The 14,582-nt window shown below is 65.2% G+C and carries 22 protein-coding genes; 12 read left to right on the forward strand and 10 right to left on the reverse strand.

Translation table 11 applies throughout. The annotated features are described in order from the left end of the window. The first annotated feature begins 26 nt into the window (after window positions 1-26). Window positions 27-1,757, forward strand: coding sequence for a choline dehydrogenase (betA, locus tag L1O03_RS01665; protein WP_236118038.1), 1,731 nt, complete (start codon window positions 27-29; stop codon window positions 1,755-1,757). A 12-nt stretch (window positions 1,758-1,769) separates the two neighbouring features. Here betA and L1O03_RS01670 read toward each other — a convergent pair whose 3' ends face one another. From L1O03_RS01670 to L1O03_RS01700, 7 genes are all read right to left on the reverse strand, one after another. After that, complete coding sequence (locus L1O03_RS01670; protein ID WP_236117673.1) at window positions 1,770-3,194, reverse strand: YeeE/YedE thiosulfate transporter family protein; 1,425 nt, start codon at window positions 3,192-3,194, stop codon at window positions 1,770-1,772. Between the two features lie 177 nt (window positions 3,195-3,371). Beyond that, the gene (locus tag L1O03_RS01675; protein WP_236117674.1) at window positions 3,372-3,932 is read right to left on the reverse strand and encodes an alkaline shock response membrane anchor protein AmaP; all 561 of its coding nucleotides are present in this window, start codon (window positions 3,930-3,932) and stop codon (window positions 3,372-3,374) included. Beyond that, the gene (locus tag L1O03_RS01680) at window positions 3,929-4,507 is read right to left on the reverse strand and encodes a DUF6286 domain-containing protein (RefSeq protein ID WP_236117675.1); all 579 of its coding nucleotides are present in this window, start codon (window positions 4,505-4,507) and stop codon (window positions 3,929-3,931) included. Before L1O03_RS01680 ends, L1O03_RS01675 begins: the two co-directional genes overlap by 4 nt. Continuing rightward, window positions 4,504-5,169 (reverse strand): Asp23/Gls24 family envelope stress response protein, encoded by a 666-nt coding sequence (locus L1O03_RS01685; protein WP_236117676.1) that lies wholly within the window; start codon window positions 5,167-5,169, stop codon window positions 4,504-4,506. The genes L1O03_RS01680 and L1O03_RS01685 overlap by 4 nt, the downstream gene beginning before the upstream one ends. Beyond that, entirely contained in the window at window positions 5,169-5,354 is a 186-nt protein-coding gene (locus L1O03_RS01690; protein WP_236117677.1) for a hypothetical protein, read from the reverse strand. Before L1O03_RS01690 ends, L1O03_RS01685 begins: the two co-directional genes overlap by 1 nt. A 48-nt stretch (window positions 5,355-5,402) precedes the next feature. Further along, the gene (locus L1O03_RS01695) at window positions 5,403-5,705 is read right to left on the reverse strand and encodes a hypothetical protein (protein ID WP_236117678.1); all 303 of its coding nucleotides are present in this window, start codon (window positions 5,703-5,705) and stop codon (window positions 5,403-5,405) included. A 3-nt stretch (window positions 5,706-5,708) separates the two neighbouring features. Further along, the gene (locus L1O03_RS01700) at window positions 5,709-6,182 is read right to left on the reverse strand and encodes an Asp23/Gls24 family envelope stress response protein (RefSeq protein ID WP_236117679.1); all 474 of its coding nucleotides are present in this window, start codon (window positions 6,180-6,182) and stop codon (window positions 5,709-5,711) included. A gap of 565 nt (window positions 6,183-6,747) precedes the next feature. Between L1O03_RS01700 and rpsJ the strand changes: the two genes are divergently transcribed. The 11 genes from rpsJ to rpsQ are packed head-to-tail and all read left to right on the forward strand — an operon-like array spanning window position 6,748 to window position 11,916. Further along, the gene (gene rpsJ, locus L1O03_RS01705) at window positions 6,748-7,053 is read left to right on the forward strand and encodes a 30S ribosomal protein S10 (RefSeq protein WP_236117680.1); all 306 of its coding nucleotides are present in this window, start codon (window positions 6,748-6,750) and stop codon (window positions 7,051-7,053) included. Window positions 7,054-7,085: 32 nt separating this feature from the next. Beyond that, window positions 7,086-7,742: a 50S ribosomal protein L3 gene (gene rplC, locus L1O03_RS01710; protein WP_236117681.1), complete on the forward strand. Its 657-nt coding sequence runs from the start codon at window positions 7,086-7,088 to the stop codon at window positions 7,740-7,742. After that, window positions 7,739-8,395 (forward strand): 50S ribosomal protein L4, encoded by a 657-nt coding sequence (gene rplD, locus L1O03_RS01715; RefSeq protein ID WP_236117682.1) that lies wholly within the window; start codon window positions 7,739-7,741, stop codon window positions 8,393-8,395. The genes rplC and rplD overlap by 4 nt, the downstream gene beginning before the upstream one ends. Further along, window positions 8,395-8,697, forward strand: a complete 303-nt coding sequence (gene rplW, locus L1O03_RS01720) for a 50S ribosomal protein L23 (RefSeq protein WP_236117683.1) — start codon at window positions 8,395-8,397, stop codon at window positions 8,695-8,697. Before rplD ends, rplW begins: the two co-directional genes overlap by 1 nt. Window positions 8,698-8,723: 26 nt before the next feature. Further along, on the forward strand, window positions 8,724-9,566 hold the full coding sequence (gene rplB, locus L1O03_RS01725) for a 50S ribosomal protein L2 (RefSeq protein ID WP_236117684.1): 843 nt from the start codon (window positions 8,724-8,726) through the stop codon (window positions 9,564-9,566). Between the two features lie 16 nt (window positions 9,567-9,582). After that, the gene (gene rpsS / locus L1O03_RS01730) at window positions 9,583-9,861 is read left to right on the forward strand and encodes a 30S ribosomal protein S19 (RefSeq protein WP_236117685.1); all 279 of its coding nucleotides are present in this window, start codon (window positions 9,583-9,585) and stop codon (window positions 9,859-9,861) included. A gap of 3 nt (window positions 9,862-9,864) precedes the next feature. Further along, complete coding sequence (gene rplV, locus L1O03_RS01735) at window positions 9,865-10,227, forward strand: 50S ribosomal protein L22 (RefSeq protein ID WP_236117686.1); 363 nt, start codon at window positions 9,865-9,867, stop codon at window positions 10,225-10,227. Further along, complete coding sequence (gene rpsC / locus L1O03_RS01740) at window positions 10,227-10,973, forward strand: 30S ribosomal protein S3 (protein WP_236117687.1); 747 nt, start codon at window positions 10,227-10,229, stop codon at window positions 10,971-10,973. Before rplV ends, rpsC begins: the two co-directional genes overlap by 1 nt. A 5-nt stretch (window positions 10,974-10,978) precedes the next feature. Beyond that, window positions 10,979-11,395: a 50S ribosomal protein L16 gene (gene rplP, locus L1O03_RS01745; RefSeq protein WP_236117688.1), complete on the forward strand. Its 417-nt coding sequence runs from the start codon at window positions 10,979-10,981 to the stop codon at window positions 11,393-11,395. Beyond that, window positions 11,395-11,625, forward strand: coding sequence for a 50S ribosomal protein L29 (rpmC, locus tag L1O03_RS01750; protein WP_236117689.1), 231 nt, complete (start codon window positions 11,395-11,397; stop codon window positions 11,623-11,625). Before rplP ends, rpmC begins: the two co-directional genes overlap by 1 nt. Before the next feature lie 3 nt (window positions 11,626-11,628). Continuing rightward, window positions 11,629-11,916 (forward strand): 30S ribosomal protein S17, encoded by a 288-nt coding sequence (rpsQ, locus tag L1O03_RS01755; RefSeq protein WP_187975054.1) that lies wholly within the window; start codon window positions 11,629-11,631, stop codon window positions 11,914-11,916. Between the two features lie 104 nt (window positions 11,917-12,020). On the opposite strand, the gene L1O03_RS01760 is transcribed toward rpsQ, so the two are convergent. From L1O03_RS01760 to L1O03_RS01770, 3 genes are read right to left on the reverse strand one after another with little or no spacing between them, the layout of a single operon-like run. Beyond that, window positions 12,021-12,857 (reverse strand): ABC transporter permease, encoded by an 837-nt coding sequence (locus L1O03_RS01760; RefSeq protein WP_236117690.1) that lies wholly within the window; start codon window positions 12,855-12,857, stop codon window positions 12,021-12,023. Then, window positions 12,854-13,585 (reverse strand): ABC transporter permease, encoded by a 732-nt coding sequence (locus L1O03_RS01765; RefSeq protein WP_236117691.1) that lies wholly within the window; start codon window positions 13,583-13,585, stop codon window positions 12,854-12,856. Before L1O03_RS01765 ends, L1O03_RS01760 begins: the two co-directional genes overlap by 4 nt. Before the next feature lie 23 nt (window positions 13,586-13,608). Next, window positions 13,609-14,577, reverse strand: a complete 969-nt coding sequence (locus L1O03_RS01770; RefSeq protein WP_236117692.1) for an ATP-binding cassette domain-containing protein — start codon at window positions 14,575-14,577, stop codon at window positions 13,609-13,611. Window positions 14,578-14,582 lie beyond the last annotated feature (5 nt).

Genomic DNA, 14,582 nt, shown 5'->3' on the forward strand with positions numbered 1-14,582 from the left:
GCAGAGGTGCCATGCCGCGATTGTCCATGCCGAACCTGTCCAGACTCGTCCGGAAGCGCGCCTCGGGGCCGGTGGAACACCGTGACGTGGTGATCGTCGGCGCGGGCTCCGCGGGATCGGTGCTCGCGAACCGCCTCTCCGCCGATTTCACGACGGATGTCCTGGTCCTCGAAGCCGGCCGCATGGACAGCCTCTGGGACCTGTACATCCACATGCCCTCGGCCTTCTCCTTCCCGATCGGTAACCGCTTCTACGATTGGGCCTACGAGTCCGAGCCCGAGCCGGAGATGCACGGCCGCCGCATCTACCACGCGCGCGGCAAGGTGGTGGGGGGATCCTCCTCCATCAATGGGCAGATCTACCAGCGCGGAAACCCGATGGACTACGTGGGCTGGGGTGCCCGCCCCGGCCTGGAGAACTGGGGCTGGGAGCACTGCCTGCCCTACTTCAAGCGGATGGAGAATGCGCTCGGCGGCCCGGAGAATGATCCCCGCCGCGGCCACGACGGCCCCCTGCGCATGAAGCGCGGCCCGGCCAGCTCCCCGCTCTTCCAGGCCTTCTTCCGCTCCATCGAGCAGGCGGGCTACCACTACACCCCGGACGTCAACGGCTACCGCCAGGAGGGCTTCGGCCCCTTCGACGCCAACATCGACGGCGGCCGGCGGCTCTCGGCGGCCCGCGCCTACCTCCACCCGGCGCTCTCCCGGCCGAACCTCGAGCTGCGGACCCGCGCCTTCACCACCCGGGTGCTCTTCGAGGGCACCCGCGCGGTGGGCGTGGAGTACGAGTGGAAGGGCCGCACGCGCCAGGTCCGCGCGGAGAAGGTCATCCTCTGTGGCGGCGCCTTCAACAGCCCGCACCTGCTCCAGCTGTCCGGCGTGGGCGATGAGAAGGTGCTCAACAAGGCGGGCGTCAACGTGGTGCGCCACCTGCCGGGCGTGGGGGAGAACCTCCAGGATCACCTCGAGGTCTATGTGCAGTACAACTGCACCCAGCCGGTGAGCTCCCAGCCCTGGCTGGAGAAGTGGCGCTGGCCCTTCATCGGACTGCAGTGGCTGCTCACCAAGAAGGGCCCGGTGGCCACCTCCCACTTCGAGGCCGGCGGCTTCGCCCGCTCCAACGAGGACGAGGCCTACCCGAACCTCATGTTCCACTTCCTCCCGCTGGCCATGCGCTATGACGGGACGAAGCCGGAGGGCGATCACGGCTTCCAGTTCCACGTGGGACCGATGTATTCGGATACGAAGGGCCATGTGCGGCTCACGTCGTCGGACCCGCACACCAAGCCGGAGATCATCTTCAACTACCTCGCGACGGACCAGGATCGGCGTGAGTGGGTGGAGGCCATCCGGGTGTCCCGGCGGCTGCTCGACACCCCGGCCATGCGTGAGTTCTGGGATCGCGAGACCTCGCCGGGCGCGGAGGTGCAGAGCGAAGAGGAGATCCTCGAGTGGGTGCGCCGCGACGCCGAGACCGCCCTGCACCCCTCGTGCACGTGCGCGATGGGGCCGGCGGAGGACGAGGCGGCCGTCGTCGATCCCTCCTCCATGCGGGTCCACGGGACCGAGGGCCTCTATGTTGTCGACGCCTCCGTCATGCCGCGCATCACGAATGGGAACATCTACGCCCCGACGATGATGATCGCCGAGAAGGCCGCCGACCTCATCGCGGGGAAGACGCCGCTGGCGCCCATCACCCAGGAGGAGCTGCCCTTCTACCACGCGAAGCAGGGCATGCCGCTCAACCCGGAGGACTAGGGGCCCTAGCGCCTAGCGGTTGCGGCGCAGCCCGATCACCCAGGCGGCCTCCCCGGTGGCGACAAGCTGCGTCACCGTGTGCCCGGCTCCCACCGCCCAGCGGGGGATGGAGTCGGTGCCCTGGGTGCAATCGAAGCGAATGCGCAGCTCATCGCCCACGGGGATGCGGGTGATGGCCTCCTTCGCCTCGATGAGGGGGAAGGGGCACACGGCGCCCATCATGTCGATCTCATGCACTCCGGGCTCCACGGCCTCCACTCCGGCCTTCTCCTTCTGCGGGGCGAGCAGTGTCCCCACCGGCGCCACCTGGAATCCGAGGCTGGGGGAAGGGGCCGCGGCAGAGGTCTCGACGCGCACCTCCCGCGGCGCGGCCGGCTGCGTGCGGGTGACCCGGGGCGCCTGCGCGGAGCGGGGGCGCAGCCAGAGCTTGGTCGCGAGGAACACCCCCACCGTGATGGCGGCGAGCGCGAGCCATCCCTGGTACGTCCACAGCGCCGTCTGTACCATGCCATTGCCGACGGTGCAGCCACCCGCCCACGCGGCGCCGACGCCCATGAATACCCCGCCGATCACCGAGCGCCCGGCCTGGGTGGCGTCGGGGACGCGGACGCGGAACTCGCCGCTTGCTCGGGCAGAGAGGAAGGATCCCAGGAGGATCCCCAGCACGAGGAGCACACCCCAGTCGAGGCGCGAGGCGTCCCCGGTGACGAGGAATCGCGTGAGGTTGGCCGAGGGGGTGGTGATGCCGAGGCTGTCATTGCGGCCGGTCGCAGCGGAGAGCGGCCACGCCACGACGCCGAGGACGCCTACGACGAGCGCCGTCGCATAGAGGTGCCAGGGGCGGCTCACGAGGCGCCGCAGAGTCGAGGTGGGCTGCCCGTTGTCTGCAGCCGCGGAGCCGGGCTGAACCGGCTGAGCATTCTCCTTGGTGAGCTCCCGGGTGACGAGGTAGGCCGTAACGGCCGCGAAGGCCACGACGAAAGGCCACGGCGAGACGCCCAGGCTCTCCGGGATGCTCGTGAGCGGCAGGGTGTGGGACTTCAGCTCGGTGCTCAGCGGCGCGAGGATCCCGCTCTTGGCGGCCGCCGCGGAGAGGCCGTACATGACGAGCGCAATCCACGAGCCGACGAGCCCCTCGCCCGAGCGATACCACGTGCCCGAGGCGCAGCCGCCCGCAAGCACGATGCCCAGCCCAAAGAGGATTCCGCCGAGGATCACCGGGACAGGGGCCAGCTCGGGGAGGGTGGGCTCAATGACTCCTGCGCTGCTCAGTGCCGCGAAGCCCAGCGCGTGGACCGCGATGACCACCATGAGCGCCACGAAGCCCCGGCTGCTGCGCAGGGTGAACATGTCCCGGAGAAAGCCGGTGACGCAAAAGCGTCCGCGTTGAAAGGCGATGCCCAAGAGGGCGCCGAGGAACAAGCCAGTGACAATCATGGTGCCTCCGATCCGCACACGGCGGGAGGGGATAGGGTCGGGGAGGAACTATACCAGAAAGTCTGTAGCGGGTAGACCAAGCGGTCTACCGTGTGGGATTGCGAGCCCCCTGCGCAGACCCTGAGCATGACAAAACGGCGACCACCCGAGGGTGATCGCCGCAGGGTGCGGGCCGATTTAGCGGTCCGCGGGCTGCACGTGCAGCCGATACGTGGTGTCCACATCGACGTCGCGAATGGCTTCGCGGAAGTCGCGCTCCGACTGCTCAAGGACAGAGCGCAGCTGCTCCAGGCGGACGCCCGGGTGCGCCGTGATGGTCCAGCGAACGGTGGGGCGGTTGCGATCCACCGAGACCTTCTGGCTCACGGACTCGACGCGGGGAACCTGGCGCTCGATGGACTCGCCGACGGCGTCGGCGATCTTGCCCATCGTGAGGCCGATGGTTCCCTCCGGGGCGGACGCCGAGGAGCGCACCCGGTTGAAGCCGTGAGGCCGGATGTTGGCGATGATGAGCCACAGACCAATGATGATGCTCACGACGAGGATGCCGATGAGCAGGTACAGGTACCAGGACTCACCCGGGATGCCGGCGATGAGCTTCGTGTCCACACGCTTGCCCAGTTCCTGGGCGGGCGGGCAGTTGAAGCGCAGGGCGGTGACCCAGACGCCACCGGCCAGGATCAGCAGGCCGACGAGGAAGACGATGATGCGGTCAGCGGCCGCGAGACCACGGTTCATTTCTGGACCTCCTCTTTCTGGACCCGAACCTTCACCTGCTTGGGGTTCTCCAGGTTGGCAACGAGCGGGGAGAGCGTCTCCTCCACGCGCTGGGCGAGGGAGGAATCCGTCGTGTCGCCAGCGATGGACACGGCCAGCGTCGAGCCCTTCACCGTGGAGTGCGCGGTGCTCACGCCGGGAACCTTGCGAGCCGCCTGGGACGCCATGCGAGAGACGTCGACGGGGCGGGTCCACAGGGAGACCTCGGAGGTGACGCGCCGGTGGGTCCGGCGACGCGGCTTGAGCGCCACGATGATGAAGATGATGCCGACGATGATCGCGATGATCCCCGCGGCCAGGGCCCAACCCGGGAGGCCGGGGCCGCCGAAGAGCTCAAAGACCGGCTTGAGCCACTGGGGGGCGTTGGCTCCCTTGTCCGAGATCGCCCAGATCTCACGCCCGGCGATGACCGCCAGGGCAATGAACAGCAGGCCGATGAGGATGGTCACCCAGCGAGCGAACGGGTTGGCCCGGGGCTCCTGGCCCAGACCAGCGCCGAGGCCCGTGGTGTCGTGCTGAGCGGGCTGCTCACTCATGGGCGGCCTCCTTTCCGACGCAGGCTATGCGGGGTCACCACCACCGGGCGGGTGGGGTGGTCGCGCGGGTAGTCGATCGGCGCGAGAGGGGCCGGCTTCTTCGGGGCCTGGACCGGGCGCAGCGGCTGCTGCTTGGCCACGGTCACGGGCACCTCCGGCATCGGGCGTCGAACATGAATCTTCTCGAGGGGTTGCTCGGGGGCGGTGTGGATCTCACGCAGCTCGATGGAGTCCGAGACTGTCGGGGAGGAGATCGTCGCGCGATTCCTGGTCTTCACGGGCGTGAGATCCGGGTTGCGCGGAGCGGAATCGATGGCCGCCTGCGTCACGCGATGGCGTTCTCCCACCACAGGGCCCGTGATGACGTTGACCGCCGTCGGGCGCAACCCGCAGTAGTCGCGGAGCCACTCCTGGATGGTTGCTCGCACGGCCTCGGCCACCGAGGTGACCGGGGAGGGCCAGCTCACTGCGATGATCGCTTCGACGGAGGCGGTGCGGCTCTGGTCGTCGACCTCCACATCGAAGCGAGGGTAGTCCCGACCGGCGAGGCCGCCGTCGACCTTCACGCAGCCCGGCACCGTTAACGACGCTGCCTCAACGATGCGGGAGACAGTCCGCTCTGAGATCCGTGTGATGCCTCCCGAATTATCCGGGGAGTGCATCAGTCACGCTTCCTAACTGTGTCGACAACATGCCGAAGATCAATCTTGCCCTCGTAGTGAGCGCCAATGACGCCACCGATGGCACCAAAAATAAGTCCAACGACAAAGCCGAAGAAACCGAACTCGAGGCTGAGGAAGGCCAGCGCGAGACCGAGGGCAATGCCGATCACGAGGTAATGCTTCATGGAATTCTCTATCCCTGGGTAGAAGGTGGGCGCGAGCCCGGGGTGGGCCTAGCCCTGCCCGTCGGCGATGGTGACGTCGACGGGCAACGGCTGGGCAGCTGCGGCGACGGCGCGAACCTTCTCGGCCACATCATGGAGATTGGGCTTGCGAGACAGGTCGGCCACAACGTGGACCTCGAAGCGAGGGTTCTCGCCCGAGGTCTGGCGCAGACCGCGGACTCGCGCACGCGGGTAGTACAACGCGACTTCGCCGAAGCGTCCCCCGGACAGATCGGCAACGCCATCGAGGGCGATGATCTGCTCGGAGAGCTTCTGGGCCTCGTCGACGCTGAGCTGATCGTGCGCGGTCATGAGTTACTGAACCCGCGGGGTCTCGATGGCCTGCTGCTCGTCCTCGTCGTCGTCCAGGTCGAGGTGGACGTCGTGAACGGTGACGTTGACCTCGGTGACCTCGAGGCCGGTCATGCGCTCGATGGCGTTGATGATGTTCTTGCGGATCGCCTCGGCGAGCTCGTGGATGGCCACGCCGTACTCGGCGACGATGGCAACGTCGACGGCAGCCTGGGACTGGCCAACCTCGACGTCGACACCCTGCTGGATGTTCTGGGTGCCGGAGATGGACTCACGGATGGAGCCCACGAAGCGGGAAGCGCCACCGCCGAGAGCGTGGACACCGGAGACCTCGCGCGCAGCCAGGCCGGCGATCTTGGCAACGACGGTGTCGTCGATCGCGGTGTAGCCGCGGTCGGTGCGGAGGACGTTGTCCTGCTCCTTCAGTTCTTCCTTGGAAGCGCCCTGGGTAGCGGGGGCGTGCTTAGCTTCAGCCATGGTTAACGCTCCTTTATGCGTTGTGCGGACTATGTACCACCTTGATCATAGGGAGCAGCGCAGACGAAGCACAATAAATTCAAGAATCTTTATGGAACTGAGACCTAACCGTGCTCCCGACGCCACACCCCGGCGCCGGCCCGCAGGTTCCCGCAGGCCAGCGTTTGCATTATCTGGGCAAACGTGATTTACTATGCGGGTTGCCTCGACACGGCGGGGAAGTGTGCTGGTCAGAGACCATGCGCACGGAACCGAGATGGCGGGGCGACCATGACACCTTCGTGAGAAGGATCCGCTCCCGGGCGGACCGGAGAAGGGGCATGGCAAATGAACAGCGGCAGTAGGTCTTGAGACCCACTCTTTTCAGGAGGGGCTCTACCACATTGATTGTGGGACTCACCTGGCTCGCATGTTTGCCATGCCAGGTCACCAGACAATCAAGAAAACTGGCGTTGCGCCCGTGGCCCCGGCCCGGACAACGTTATAGAGGAAAGAACAAGCGAATTCCCACCGCTTTCTCGTGCTGAGCATGAGAAATGTGGGACGAGCGAGGAAGAGGAAAAGCGTGGCGGGACAAAAGATCCGCATTCGGCTCAAGGCCTATGACCATGAGGCGATCGATGCGTCGGCACGCAAGATCGTCGAGACCGTCACCCGGACGGGTGCTCGCGTCGTTGGCCCGGTGCCGTTGCCCACTGAGAAGAACGTGTTTGCCGTGATCCGTTCTCCCCACAAAGACAAGGATTCTCGCGAGCACTTCGAGATGCGCACGCACAAGCGCCTGATCGACATCCTCGACCCGACGCCGAAGACGGTTGATGCCCTGATGCGCATCGATCTTCCGGCCAGCGTCGATGTGAACATTCAGTGATCGACGAAGAACTTGGCAGCGGAGAATAATTCATGAGCGAAAACGAGATCAAGGGCATTCTGGGTACCAAGCTCGGCATGACTCAGATCTTCGACGAGGAGAACCGGGTCGTTCCGGTCACCGTCGTCGAGGCTGGCCCGTGTGTGGTGACCCAGATCCGTACCAAAGAGACCGATGGCTACACCGCCATCCAGATCGCCTATGGCGAAATCGACCCGCGCAAGGTGAAGAAGCCGCAGGCGGGTCACTACAAGAAGGCCGGCGTTACCCCCCGCCGCCACGTCACCGAGATTCGTATGGACGACGTCTCGGGCTACGAGGTGGGCCAGGACGTCACGGTGGAGATCTTCGACGGCATCGAGTTCGTCGACGTCACCGGGACCTCCAAGGGTAAGGGCTACGCCGGTGGCATGAAGCGCCACGGCTTTGCTGGCCAGGGCGCCGCCCACGGTAACCAGGCTTCCCACCGCCGCGTCGGTGGCATCGGTGCCTGCGCTACCCCGGGCCGCGTCTTCAAGGGCAAGCGCATGGCTGGGCGCATGGGTAATGACCGCGTCACCACCCAGAACCTGAAGATTCAGAAGATCGACGCCGATTCCAACCTGCTGCTTATCAAGGGTGCTATCCCCGGTAACCGCGGTGGAATCGTCACCGTCAAGACCGCAGTGAAGGGCGGTGCACACGCATGACCAATCTGAAGCTCGACGTCCACACCGCTGAAGGCACCACTGACGGCCAGGTTGAGCTGCCCGCCGAGATCTTCGACCGGGAGGCCAGCATTCCGCTGATGCACCAGGTCGTTGTGTCTCAGCTGGCTGCGAAGCGGCAGGGTACGCACTCCACCAAGACCCGCGGCGAGGTCCGCGGTGGTGGCCGCAAGCCCTACCGCCAGAAGGGCACCGGACGGGCTCGCCAGGGCTCCATCCGTGCTCCGCACTACACCGGCGGTGGCATCGTCCACGGCCCGAAGCCGCGCAGCTACGCCCAGCGGACCACCAAGAAGATGAAGCGTGTCGCCCTGTTCGGCGCTCTCACTGACCGTGCCCGCCACGAGCGGATCCACGTCATCAGCGAGCTCGTTGCCGGCCAGGTGCCGTCGACGAAGAAGGCCCGCGCTTTCATCGAGCGTCTGACGGACCGCAAGTCCGTGCTCCTGGTCATCGGCCGCGAGGACATCACCGCCCGCAAGAGTGCCAACAACCTGCCCGGCGTCCACATCCTGGTCGCCGATCAGCTGAACACCTACGACGTCCTCAACGCGGACGACGTCGTGTTCTCTGTTGAGGCCCTCCACACCTTCGTCAACCGTGCCCTCGGTACGGACAAGGAGGACGAGAAGTAATGGCCAAGATCGCAGATCCGCGCGATATCATCATCGCCCCCGTGGTCTCTGAGAAGTCCTACGGCCTCATGGAGCAGAACGTGTACACGTTCTTCGTCCGGCCGGACTCCAACAAGACCCAGATCAAGCAAGCAGTGGAGCAGATCTTCGGCGTGAAGGTTGCCTCCGTCAACACCCTGAACCGCGAGGGCAAGCGCAAGCGCACCCGCACCGGTTACGGGCGTCGGAAGGCTACCAAGCGCGCGTACGTGACGCTCCGTGAGGGCAGCGACTCCATCGACATCTTCGGCGGCGCCGCCTAAGAAGAGTCGAGAGAAAAGGACGAACTATGGCTATTCGTAAGTACAAGCCGACAACCCCGGGTCGCCGCCAGAGCTCTGTTTCCCAGTTCAGCGAGATCACTCGCTCCACTCCGGAAAAGTCTCTGCTGCGCCCCCTCCCGAAGACCGGTGGCCGTAACTCCCACGGCCACATCACCACCCGCCACCGTGGCGGCGGGCACAAGCGGCGCTACCGCGTCATCGACTTCCGCCGCAGCGACAAGGACGGCGTGCTCGCCAAGGTCGCTCACATCGAGTACGACCCGAACCGCACCGCCAACATCGCGCTGCTGCACTACGTCGACGGCGAGAAGCGCTACATCATCGCGCCGAAGAACCTCAAGCAGGGCGCTATGCTCGAGTCCGGCGCTGACGCCGACATCAAGGTGGGCAACAACCTGCCCCTGCGGAACATCCCGACTGGTACCACCATCCACGCCGTCGAGCTCAAGCCCGGCGCTGGTGCCAAGCTCGCCCGTTCCGCCGGTGCCTCCATCCAGCTCCTCGGTAAGGAAGGCAAGTACGCCATCCTGCGTATGCCCTCCACCGAGATCCGCCGGGTGGACATCCGCTGCCGCGCCACCATCGGTGAGGTCGGCAACGCTGACCAGATCAACATCCGCTGGGGTAAGGCCGGCCGTATGCGCTGGAAGGGCTGGCGCCCGACCGTCCGCGGTGTCGTCATGAACCCCGTGGACCACCCGCACGGTGGTGGTGAGGGTAAGACCTCGGGTGGTCGCCACCCGGTCTCTCCGTGGGGCCAGAAGGAAGGCCGTACGCGGAACCCGAACCGTTACAGCAACAACATGATCGTGCGGCGCCGTCGCACCAACAAGAGCAAGAAGCGCTAAGAGGAGGTAACGAAGAATGCCACGCAGCCTGAAGAAGGGCCCGTTCGTCGATGAGCACCTCCTCAACAAGGTCGATGCTCAAAACGACAAGGGCACCAAGCAGGTTATCAAGACCTGGTCCCGTCGTTCCACCATTCTCCCGGACTTCATCGGGCACACCATCGCCGTCCACGACGGCCGGAAGCACGTCCCGGTGTTCATTGATGACTCCATGGTCGGTCACAAGCTGGGAGAGTTCGCCCCGACCAAGACCTTCAAGGGTCACGTCAAAGAGGACAAGAAGGGACGTCGATAAGCGATGAGTGAGACCATCACCTCCGCCCGCGCAACCGCGCGCTACGTCCGCTGCACGCCGATGAAGGCGAAGCGGGTCATCGACCTCGTCCGCGGCAAGTCCGTGTCCGAAGCTCTGGCGATCCTCAAGTACGCCCCGCAGCGTGCTGCGACGCCGGTCGCTAAGGTCATCGCCTCCGCGGCCGCCAACGCTGAAAACAACTTCGGCCTGGACCCCCGCACCCTGGTTGTTGCTGAGGCTTATGCCACCGAGGGCCCGACGATGCGTCGGTTCCAGCCGCGCGCTAAGGGCCGTGCTTTCATGATCCGCAAGCGCACCAGCCACATCACTGTGGTGGTCGAGAGCCAGAAGGAAGGGGCCAAGTAGTGGGCCAGAAGATTCATCCTCACGGCCTCCGGCTGGGCATTACTTCCGACTGGAAGTCCCACTGGTACGCCGACAAGCAGTACGCAGACTATGTCGCCGAGGACATCAAGATCCGCGAGTTCTTCTCCCACGGTCTTGAGCGCGCCGGCATCGCCGACGTCGTCATCGAGCGCACCCGCGACCGCGTCCGCGTCGACATCCACACCGCCCGCCCGGGCATCGTGATCGGACGTCGCGGCTCCGAGGCCGACCGTATCCGTCGCGCCCTGGAGAAGCTGACCGGCAAGCAGGTTGCCCTCAACATCCTCGAGGTCAAGGGCATCGACGCCAACGCCCAGCTCGTGGCCCAGTCCATCGCTGAGCAGCTGGCCAACCGTGTGGCCTTCCGCCGCGCTATGCGCAAGGCCATCCAGTCCGCCATGCGTCAGCCCCAGGTCAAGGGCATCAAGGTGCAGTGCGCCGGCCGTCTCGGCGGTGCCGAGATGTCCCGCGTGGAGCGCTACCACGAGGGCCGCGTTCCGCTGCACACCCTGCGCGCCGAGATCGACTACGGCACCTACGAGGCCCACACCACCTTCGGACGCATCGGCGTCAAGGTGTGGATCTACAAGGGTGACGTCGTCGGTGGTCGTCGCGAGAGCGAGATCAACGCACCCGCAGAGCGTCGTGGGCGCGGTGACCGTCGCGAGCGTCCGCGCCGCGGTGGCCAGCGTCGCCAGCGTGCTGAGAAGAAGCAGGAGGGCTAAAGCATATGCTCATCCCTAAGCGCGTCAAGTACCGCCGTCAGCACCGCCCGAGCCGTCGCGGTGTGTCCAAGGGCGGAAACCGCATCAACTTCGGTGACTACGCCATCCAGGCTCTCGAGCCGGCCTACGTCACCAACCGCCAGATCGAGGCAGCGCGTATCGCCATCAACCGGCACGTCAAGCGTGGCGGTAAGGTCTGGATCACCATCTTCCCGGATCGGCCGCTGACCCAGAAGCCGCTCGGTGTCCGTATGGGTTCCGGTAAGGGCCCTGTGGAAAAGTGGGTGGCTAACGTCAAGCCGGGCCGCATCCTGTTCGAGATGAGCTATCCGAACAAGGAGACCGCCCTCGAGGCGCTGCGCCGTGCCGGCCAGAAGCTGCCGTGCAAGGTCCGTATCATCTCGAAGGAGGATCAGTTCTGATGGCAACCGGTACCCCCGCACACGAGTTCCGCGAGCTCTCCTCCGATGAGCTCACCACCCGCCTGTCCGAGGCGAAGGAAGAGCTGTTCAACCTTCGTTTCCAGCACGCGACCGGCCAGCTCACCAACAACCGCCGCCTGCGCACGGTGAAGCGCGACATCGCTCGCATCTACACCGTCATCCGCGAGCGCGAGCTCGGCCTGTCCACCGCTCCGGGAGCTGAGGCTTAAACCATGAGTGAGGCAAACGTGAACGAGAAGGCTACCAAGGAAAAGGGCGCCCGCAAGGTCCGCACCGGCTACGTGGTCTCTGACAAGATGCAGAAGACCATCGTCGTCGAGGTGGAAGACCGCAAGCAGCACGCCCTCTACGGCAAGATTATGCGCACCACCTCCAAGATCAAGGCGCACGATGAGAACGAGGAAGCCGGTGTCGGCGACCGCGTCCGCATCGAGGAGACCCGTCCGCTGTCCAAGGACAAGCACTTCCGTCTCCTGGAGATCGTGGAGAAGGCCAAGTAACGCACTCTTCCGCGACAAGATACGCACAAACCCCCGCCCCTCGATGGGGCGGGGGTTGAGTGTTGTCCGGGGGAGGGAATGGGGCGACGAGGCCCCGACGCCAGCTAGCGGGAGCCGATCGTGCTCTTCATTGCGTGATACGCCCCAGCGCCGCACACCAGAAGAATTGCCGCTGTCCAGCAGCAGAACTCAAGGGTGGCGCCCCCATCGGGTTGGCCAGCGAAGAACACGCGCATGGATTCGATAGTCGGTGACATCGGCTGGTGGCGGATGAACCAGCGAATCCACCACGGGTACGCGTTGGCGGGAGCAAAGCCCGTGTTGAAGAACATCAACAGCATGAAAATACCGCTGAATGTCGTAACGGCGCTCTTCTCCGACCCTCTGATCGAGAGGAGGAGCACCAGCGCCGAGCAGGCGGCGCCAAAGAACCCGGCCAGGATCATCGCAGCGAGAAGGGAGGCGAGCACCTCGAGGAAGGACCCTTCGAAACGCAGTCCCAGCACCATACCGACAACAATGAGTAGCAGTGTCACCACCATGGCGTAGAGGAACACGGCGACGAGCCGGGCGAGCAGGATCGTGGCATGCGCCATGGGGAGGGACCACCAGCGATCGAGGAGGCCACCATCGCGGGCATTGATGAGGCGTATGTTCGCGACGATGGAGCCCTGCATAGTAGACACGAGGATGAGAAGAGCGGTAGTTCCGCCGATGGAGTTCTCCCCGCCCATCCGGCTCATGGTCGACCCGAAAACAAGGTGGAAGAGGACGAGCAAAAGGATGGGGAAGATGATCGTCTGGATCAGCATGATGGGGTCGCGAACCCAGGATCTGATGATGGAGCCCGTCAACGCTGAGGTCGCGCTCGCGTAGCCCACGGGCGCGCGCGTCGCGGTGGCGGAGGCCTCAGAGGTGGTGCTAGGGGTAGTGAAGATCATCGTCGAGCCTCCCTCACTCCAGCGGCCAACAGTGCGATGACGCCGCAGACCAGTACGGCCACGAGCCACGCCACGGCGGGGAAGGTGGAATCGGTATGCGAGGTGGTGGCCCACCCGCGCATGGTGTCGATCCACTGCGACACGGGTTGGTGCTCCGCGAAGGGGCGCAACCACGTGGGGAAATCCGAGGCGGGGACAAGTCCGGTAGAGACCATGATGAGTAGCATCTGGGGAACCACGAGGACCTGGCCCGCCTCCGCGTGGCCGAGAAGCTGGCCAAAGGCGTCAGTGAGCATGGCAAGGCCGAGACCCAGGAGGACGGGCAGAAGAATAAAGGCAAGAAAACTGAGGAAGGTCCCGTGCCAGCGGAACCCGGCAACATAGGCGGCCAGAAAGCCTGAAGCGACGGCAATGAGGCTTCTGGGAATGACGGGAGCTAGCCGGGCAAGAGCAGGCAGGGACCGCGGAATCGGAAGGGAAAGCACACGGTCCTGCACCGCGAGGCCGACCTCGCGCCCGGCGTTGTTGGCACTGACGATGGCGTCGAAGAAGATTCCTTGGAGGACAGCCATTGGCAAAAGATAGCCTGCGTAGTCGGGGAGCGTCGTGTGCAGCGGAAGATAGAAACCCAGGAAGATGAGAATCGGGGCTCCGATAGATGCCACGACGTCGCCGTCCCGGAAGGACCTGCGGAACGCCACCGCCGAGAGCGGTGCGAGAGCCTTCAACGTTCCTACGCTGTGTCGCTCTCTTATGAGGCCGAAGAGCACGGGGCCTCCTCTTGTGCATCGGTGCCGGTGAGGTGGAGGAACACTTCGTCGAGCGTGGGGCGGCGCAGCCCGATGTTCCGAGGAACGATACCGGCATCCCCGAGCCTGCTGGCGATGGCTGCGAGGTCCGCAGTGCCTTTGGGGGCTGGCACGTGGATGACGCCGGCTTCGGGGGAGTGTGCCGCGGGGGCTTCGATACTCGCGAGAACCTCTTCGGTAGCGTCGGCATCGACAGCGATCTCCACGATGGACCCGCCCACCTTCTCCTTCAATTCAGCCGGAGTACCCTCCGCGATGACGCGTCCCCGACTGAGGATCACAATGCGGTCGGCGAGGCGATCCGCCTCCTCAAGGTATTGCGTGGTGAGAAGGACCGTCACCCCTTCCTCTCGCAGGGAGCGAACGACGTCCCAGACGGCCGCACGGCTCCGCGGATCGAGCCCAGTGGTGGGCTCATCAAGGAAGAGAACCTGGGGCCGCGTCACGAGAGCGGCGGCAATATCGGCCCGGCGGCGTTGGCCACCGGAGAGCTTTCCGGTTCGCCGATCAAGGAGCTCCCCAAGGTCCAGGAGCTCGGCCAGTTCCTCTGCGCGTTTCCAGGCCGCTGCCTTGTCCAAGCCGGTGAGGCGGCCGAAGAGGATGAGGTTTTCGCGCACGGTCTGAAGCTCGTCGAGTGCCGCGTACTGCCCGGTGAGAGAGATTTTCTCCCGGACGCCGGCAGGATCTTTGGCGACATCGCACCCTGCCAGGCGGGCGGTACCGCTATCAGCACGGATGAGGGTGGAGAGGATGGAAATGGTGGTCGTCTTCCCCGAGCCATTATGGCCCAAGAGGCCCAGGACGGTGCCGCGTTCGGCGGACAACGACACCCCATCGAGCGCGGTCACATCCCCGAACTTTTTGACAAGGCCTCGAACACCAATGTCGATTGGTTTCTTGACATCTGTCATGGTGT

The organism is Corynebacterium uropygiale (assembly GCF_021568315.1).
Taxonomy (GTDB): Bacteria; Actinomycetota; Actinomycetes; order Mycobacteriales; family Mycobacteriaceae; genus Corynebacterium; species Corynebacterium uropygiale.

What these genes read in the sequence shown, in the direction of transcription:
- betA (WP_236118038.1), top strand. Translation starts at nt 27, where the DNA reads ATGCCGAACCTGTCCAGACTCGTCCGGAAGCGCGCCTCGGGGCCGGTG.
- L1O03_RS01670 (WP_236117673.1), bottom strand. Translation starts at nt 3,194, where the DNA reads ATGATTGTCACTGGCTTGTTCCTCGGCGCCCTCTTGGGCATCGCCTTT.
- L1O03_RS01675 (WP_236117674.1), bottom strand. Translation starts at nt 3,932, where the DNA reads ATGAACCGTGGTCTCGCGGCCGCTGACCGCATCATCGTCTTCCTCGTC.
- L1O03_RS01680 (WP_236117675.1), bottom strand. Translation starts at nt 4,507, where the DNA reads ATGAGTGAGCAGCCCGCTCAGCACGACACCACGGGCCTCGGCGCTGGT.
- L1O03_RS01685 (WP_236117676.1), bottom strand. Translation starts at nt 5,169, where the DNA reads ATGCACTCCCCGGATAATTCGGGAGGCATCACACGGATCTCAGAGCGG.
- L1O03_RS01690 (WP_236117677.1), bottom strand. Translation starts at nt 5,354, where the DNA reads ATGAAGCATTACCTCGTGATCGGCATTGCCCTCGGTCTCGCGCTGGCC.
- L1O03_RS01695 (WP_236117678.1), bottom strand. Translation starts at nt 5,705, where the DNA reads ATGACCGCGCACGATCAGCTCAGCGTCGACGAGGCCCAGAAGCTCTCC.
- L1O03_RS01700 (WP_236117679.1), bottom strand. Translation starts at nt 6,182, where the DNA reads ATGGCTGAAGCTAAGCACGCCCCCGCTACCCAGGGCGCTTCCAAGGAA.
- rplC (WP_236117681.1), top strand. Translation starts at nt 7,086, where the DNA reads ATGAGCGAAAACGAGATCAAGGGCATTCTGGGTACCAAGCTCGGCATG.
- rplD (WP_236117682.1), top strand. Translation starts at nt 7,739, where the DNA reads ATGACCAATCTGAAGCTCGACGTCCACACCGCTGAAGGCACCACTGAC.
- rplW (WP_236117683.1), top strand. Translation starts at nt 8,395, where the DNA reads ATGGCCAAGATCGCAGATCCGCGCGATATCATCATCGCCCCCGTGGTC.
- rplB (WP_236117684.1), top strand. Translation starts at nt 8,724, where the DNA reads ATGGCTATTCGTAAGTACAAGCCGACAACCCCGGGTCGCCGCCAGAGC.
- rpsS (WP_236117685.1), top strand. Translation starts at nt 9,583, where the DNA reads ATGCCACGCAGCCTGAAGAAGGGCCCGTTCGTCGATGAGCACCTCCTC.
- rplV (WP_236117686.1), top strand. Translation starts at nt 9,865, where the DNA reads ATGAGTGAGACCATCACCTCCGCCCGCGCAACCGCGCGCTACGTCCGC.
- rplP (WP_236117688.1), top strand. Translation starts at nt 10,979, where the DNA reads ATGCTCATCCCTAAGCGCGTCAAGTACCGCCGTCAGCACCGCCCGAGC.
- rpmC (WP_236117689.1), top strand. Translation starts at nt 11,395, where the DNA reads ATGGCAACCGGTACCCCCGCACACGAGTTCCGCGAGCTCTCCTCCGAT.
- rpsQ (WP_187975054.1), top strand. Translation starts at nt 11,629, where the DNA reads ATGAGTGAGGCAAACGTGAACGAGAAGGCTACCAAGGAAAAGGGCGCC.
- L1O03_RS01760 (WP_236117690.1), bottom strand. Translation starts at nt 12,857, where the DNA reads ATGATCTTCACTACCCCTAGCACCACCTCTGAGGCCTCCGCCACCGCG.
- L1O03_RS01770 (WP_236117692.1), bottom strand. Translation starts at nt 14,577, where the DNA reads ATGACAGATGTCAAGAAACCAATCGACATTGGTGTTCGAGGCCTTGTC.